The organism is Mesorhizobium sp. M1E.F.Ca.ET.063.01.1.1 (assembly GCF_003998155.1).
Taxonomy (GTDB): Bacteria; Pseudomonadota; Alphaproteobacteria; order Rhizobiales; family Rhizobiaceae; genus Mesorhizobium.
The window spans coordinates 1-1,004 of record NZ_RZSC01001263.1 but is presented as its reverse complement, the minus strand read 5'-3'; the positions used below and the strand labels follow the sequence as shown (position 1 = coordinate 1,004).

Genomic DNA, 1,004 nt, shown 5'->3' with positions numbered 1-1,004 from the left:
GGTGCTGGTCGGCGGCGCGCCGCTCAACGAGGAATTCGGCAAGGCCGTCGGCGCCGACGCCTATTGCCGCGACGCGGCGGTGGCGGTCGAGACCGCCAAGGACTTCATGAAGCGCAAGCACAACGTCCGCGCTTCGGCCTGATCCCAAGGCACCCGGCATGGACCGACAAGAAAAGCCGCGCCTTGCAGCGCGGCTTTTTCGTTCCCAGATGATGAACGAGGCTGCCGATCAGTTGACCGTGTCTTTGACCGCCCTTGCCGTCGATTTGACATCCTTGCCGACGCCCCGAATGGTGTTGGCGCAGGCCGTAAGTGCAAGCGCGCAGGCAAGGATGGCCATCGGCGCGATGCGTAGCAGTTTCATGGACGGTGTCTCCTTCGACAGATATTAGCCCCGCAGCGAAAGCCGGCCGACTTGGTCAAAACGCAAAAAACGAAACCGAATCAAACAGACAGGCTGCTCGTCATCGCCTGCGGGATGATCGCGCGCGAAGTTTTGGCCGTCAAGCAACAGCTAAAGCTCGACCATCTCGAGCTGACCTGCCTGCCGGCCGAGTTCCACTTCTATCCGGACCGCATCGCACCGGCGATGGACAAGGCGATCGCGAAGGCCAAGGCGGACGGCTACAAGCACATCTTCGTCGGCTATGCCGACTGCGGCACCGGCGGCCTGCTCGACCGCGTGATCGAGAAGCATGGCGTGGAGCGCATGGCAGGCCCGCACTGCTTCGCCTTCTACCAGGGCATGAACGCCTATGCGAAGGTCGCCGACGACGACATGATGTCGTTCTACATGACCGACTTCCTCTGCCGCCAGTTCGATGCCTTCTTCATCAAGCCGCTCGGCCTCGACCGACACCCCGAACTGATCAAGGACTATTTCGGCAATTACGAGAAGCTGATCTATCTCGCCCAGACCGACGATCCGGAGCTGGACAAGGTTGCCGAGAAAGCCGCCGCCCTGCTCGGCCTCGCCTATGAGCGCCGCTCGACCGGCTATGGCG

At 62.1% G+C, this 1,004-nt stretch carries 2 protein-coding genes and 1 pseudogene; 2 read left to right on the top strand and 1 reads right to left on the bottom strand.

Annotated elements, in window-relative coordinates:
• Nucleotides 1–142: pseudogene (locus EOA29_RS43545) on the top strand (cobalamin-binding protein); the annotation flags it as partial.
• 87 nt (nucleotides 143–229) lie between these two features.
• On the opposite strand, the gene EOA29_RS37785 reads toward EOA29_RS43545, so the two are convergent.
• A complete protein-coding gene (locus EOA29_RS37785; RefSeq protein WP_036258641.1) occupies nucleotides 230–364 on the bottom strand; it encodes an entericidin A/B family lipoprotein in 135 nt (44 codons plus the stop codon).
• Between the two features lie 51 nt (nucleotides 365–415).
• Here EOA29_RS37785 and EOA29_RS37780 point away from each other — a divergent pair.
• On the top strand, nucleotides 416–1,004 hold a 589-nt coding region (locus EOA29_RS37780), incomplete at its 3' end, for a DUF1638 domain-containing protein (RefSeq protein ID WP_127222478.1).

What these genes read in the sequence shown, in the direction of transcription:
- EOA29_RS37785 (WP_036258641.1), bottom strand. Translation starts at nt 364, where the DNA reads ATGAAACTGCTACGCATCGCGCCGATGGCCATCCTTGCCTGCGCGCTT.